We start from the raw sequence: 3,603 nt of genomic DNA, 5'->3' as shown, positions 1-3,603 counted from the left end.
CAGTTAAACTGATGACTGTGATTAGGAAAGCTGATGTAAGGAGAGACAGGGGCGTAGGTTGCGGGGTCCGACGCCATCGCCAGGGGTTTTGTTAAGAAAGTTGAGGGTTTTGCTTTCTGTAGGTCAGCTCGTGATACCTTTCTAAAACCTGAAAGCGGGAAAGTCCGGTGCAATTCCGGCGCTGTGCCGCAACTGTAAAAGTCAGAATGCCGATTTCGGGGGCGCTTTGTGGGCGTTTACTTTTGGATTCCCTGCGTAGCACGGGGAGGAGATTATTTGTTAGCTTTGACTGATTTGCCGACTTGTCCGGGTTTATTTTACGGTTCCCAAGCCCGAGACGGAGTTTTATCGAGAATGCGGATTCCGGGGGGAATTTTAAACGCGCAGCAGTGTCGGACGATCGCCGATTTAGCCGATCAATACAGTACCGGCTGTTTGCAAGTGACAAATCGGGCAAATTTGCAAATCCGAGAAGTGAAATCGGAAATTGCCCCGGAAGTCTGGAACCGCTTGCAGGAATTGGGGATAGCGTCTCGCCGCGTTGAAGTTGACCCGATTCGCAATACTATGGCAAGCCCGACAGCAGGGATCGATCGCCAGCAGTTACTCGATACTCGCCCGCTAGTGAAAGCTTGGGATGATTACCTGCAAACGAATCCCGAATTGTCGGAACTTTCGCCTAAGTTCAGTATTGGCTTCGACGGCGGGGAATCTGTTTCGATCCAGGCTTTACGCAACGATATTTTATTAGCTGCTGAAGCGCTTTCAACCCAATCAGAAATCCTTTTTAGGCTACATTTAAACGGCGATACAGGAATTTTAATCCAAGAATCGCAATGTATTTCAGTATTAGCCACCCTCGCTAGCACCTATCTTGAATACACCAAAAATCGACCTCGAATTGATGGCAAAAAACCGCGTTTGCGTCACCTGCTGGCAGATTGGGGCGCTGAAAGTTATCTAGAAAGGGTACAGCAGAATTTACCATTTTTAGGGCAATTCACATCTTGCACATTTCCCAAAAATAGCCAAGATGCCTGTTCCACAAAGAGTGAATTTCCTTGTGGGGTGGGCATCTTGCCCGCCCGATTGATCGACTTATCTGAAAAATCCCTCCCCAATCACCGACATCTCGGCATCCACCCTCAGCGACAGTCGGATTTATCCTACATGGGAATTGCACTGCCTCTAGGTAGGCTAGAATCAAAGCAACTGCGGAATTTGGCAAATGTAGCCCAAAAACTAGCCAGTGGTACTCTGAGACTTACGCCGTGGCAAAATCTGTTGATTTCTGATATCCCCAACTCTCAGCTTTTTGAGGTAAAACAGCAAATCGCCGATTTGGGATTGCACTCGTCGGCGACTCGCCTAGATTCGTGCTTGGTGGCTTGTGCCGGCAGCAGCGGCTGTGCGTCGGCGGCGACAGATACTCAAAGTCACGCCCTAGCAATGGTGCGGAATTTAGCGCAAAAATTGACGATCGACCTGCCGATTAACATTCATTTCAGCGGTTGCCAAAAGTCCTGCGCCCAGCACCAGCCAATTGATATCACGCTGGTGGGAATTCAGATTGAGCGAGGACACGAGACGATCGAAGGTTACGACATTTATGCGGGTAGAAAAGATTTGCCCTTCGGACGACCAATTTTTCCGGCGGTGAGTGTGATCGAGATGCCCCGTGCGATCGAGCGAATGTTGCGAGTGTATCAGCGGTTTCGAGAGCCTTTGGAGTCATTTGGTGAGTTTGTTGATCGGCAGGCGATCGACCAATTGCAGGAGTTGTTGAGCACCGAAAATCGGAATTAAAAGTGAAAAAAGATCCCATTAAAAATGACAATTTTTAAGTATTTCTCTTCCTAATCTCTCTGGATCTTTCTTCCTTCGCGTCCTACCCTACGGGAACGGCTTCGCCGAAAGAGCCTTCGCGGTTCATTCAAAAAATCTATTTCACAAATCCCACGAAATTCTCATAGCAGTTTTAAACAATGATTGACTACATTCGAGACGGAACAGAAATCTACATTAAATCCTTCGCCACAATTCGAGCCGAAGCAGATTTGTCAAGCTTGCCACCCGATTTAGAATCGGTAGCCGTGCGACTAATTCACAGTTGCGGCATGACCGATATTGTTACAGATTTAGCAGCTTCCCCCGGTGCAGCCACCGCGGGACACAACGCCCTCGTCGCAGGTGCGCCTATTCTCTGCGATGCCCGGATGGTGGCCGAAGGCATCACTCGCAAACGCCTTCCCGCTGACAATCCGGTGATTTGCACCCTCTGGCATTCCGAGATCCCGGAGTTGGCACGGCAAATGGGAAATACTCGATCTGCGGCGGCCCTGGATTTATGGCTGGACAACTTGCAGGGTGCGGTTGTGGCAATTGGCAATGCCCCAACTGCTTTGTTCCGGCTACTGGAAATGCTGGATGCCGGAGCACCTAAACCGTCTTTAATTCTGGGTTTCCCGGTAGGATTTGTGGGGGCTGCCGAATCCAAAGCCGAACTGGCCACCAACAGTCGGGGAGTGCCATTTATTACGTTGCACGGGCGGCGCGGTGGCAGTGCAATGGCAACGGCGGCCGTTAATGCGTTAGCGAAAAAGGATGAATTATGACTAAGGCGAATGGTAAATTGTATGGTTTGGGTATTGGCCCTGGCGATCCAGAGTTGATTACTTTGAAAGCTTATCGGATTTTGCAATCGGTGTCGGTGATTGCCTATCCGGCGATGGAAAATGGTAAGGTGCTGGCGCGGGCGATCGTCGCAGATTATCTGCGCCCGGAGCAAATTGAGATTCCGATGCCGCTACCTTTTAGTCCGACGCGATCGTCTCAACCTTATTATGATATTGCTGCCGAGAAAATTGCCGCCCATCTGAGCGAGGGACAGGATGTGGCGGTGCTATGTGAGGGCGAACCTTTTCTCTACGGCTCGTTTATGTATCTATTCAACCGTTTGTCAGGGACATTTACCACTGAAGTTGTGCCGGGAATCTCTTCGACAATGGCGAGTGCGGCTGCGTTGGGGGTGCCGCTGACTTATCGTAACGATGTGTTAAGTATTATGCCTGCGACGCTGGAGGCTGAGGTTTTGCGCGATCGACTGGCGGTTGTTGATGCTGCTGTGATTATTAAGCTGGGCCGGCATTTTGCGAAAGTCCGGGACGTACTGATTGAGTTGGGACAGTTCGATCGAGCACTGTATATAGAACGCGCAACTATGCCGAATCAGCGAATTCGGGCGATCGCAGATGTCGATCCCGCTGAAGTTCCCTATTGGGCTCTCATTATGATCCCCAGCCAGCAAAAGTCTGTATCTTAATATTTCCATGCCTGAAGGCGACGCGCTTCCAGGCTTTACCTACTTTTTTGTGCATTCTTACCTCTTTATCCAGTTTTCTTCATATTGATAACTTAAGCTTATAACTTTCATTAGTTAATCTGTTGTTAAAAAAACTTTACAAACCTGAGAATATGCTTTATGTTTATTTACATGGCGGAACACAAAGCCGTCACGAACATTGAAAACCAAATAAAGCAATCATAAAACAATGACAACAACCTTACAGCAGCGCGAAAGCGCCAACGTCTGGGAACGCTTTT

At 49.1% G+C, this 3,603-nt stretch carries 3 protein-coding genes and 1 riboswitch; all 3 genes read left to right on the top strand.

Annotation, left to right across the window (positions count from 1 at the left end; translation table 11 throughout):
- Nucleotides 1–140: 140 nt before the first annotated feature.
- A riboswitch (adenosylcobalamin-variant (AdoCbl-variant) riboswitch) is annotated at nucleotides 141–220 on the top strand.
- Between the two features lie 8 nt (nucleotides 221–228).
- The 3 genes from cobG (at nucleotide 229) to QT979_RS28540 (ending at nucleotide 3,322) form a co-directional block, all read left to right on the top strand.
- Nucleotides 229–1,806: a precorrin-3B synthase gene (cobG, locus tag QT979_RS28550; protein WP_333217045.1), complete on the top strand. Its 1,578-nt coding sequence runs from the start codon at nucleotides 229–231 to the stop codon at nucleotides 1,804–1,806.
- A gap of 179 nt (nucleotides 1,807–1,985) precedes the next feature.
- Nucleotides 1,986–2,615, top strand: coding sequence for a precorrin-8X methylmutase (locus QT979_RS28545; RefSeq protein ID WP_333217043.1), 630 nt, complete (start codon nucleotides 1,986–1,988; stop codon nucleotides 2,613–2,615).
- A complete protein-coding gene (locus QT979_RS28540) occupies nucleotides 2,612–3,322 on the top strand; it encodes a precorrin-2 C(20)-methyltransferase (RefSeq protein ID WP_333217041.1) in 711 nt (236 codons plus the stop codon). The genes QT979_RS28545 and QT979_RS28540 overlap by 4 nt, the downstream gene beginning before the upstream one ends.
- The last annotated feature ends 281 nt before the right edge of the window (nucleotides 3,323–3,603 follow it).

This window comes from Microcoleus sp. w2-18bC1, assembly GCF_036700365.1.
GTDB lineage: Bacteria > Cyanobacteriota > Cyanobacteriia > Cyanobacteriales > Microcoleaceae > Microcoleus.
The sequence above is the reverse complement of the archived record's forward strand: the minus strand, read 5'-3'. Positions and strand labels throughout refer to the sequence as shown.

Bases quoted from the DNA above. Each gene is read 5' to 3' on its own strand.
- QT979_RS28545 (WP_333217043.1), top strand. From the start codon at position 1,986: ATGATTGACTACATTCGAGACGGAACAGAAATCTACATTAAATCCTTC.
- QT979_RS28540 (WP_333217041.1), top strand. From the start codon at position 2,612: ATGACTAAGGCGAATGGTAAATTGTATGGTTTGGGTATTGGCCCTGGC.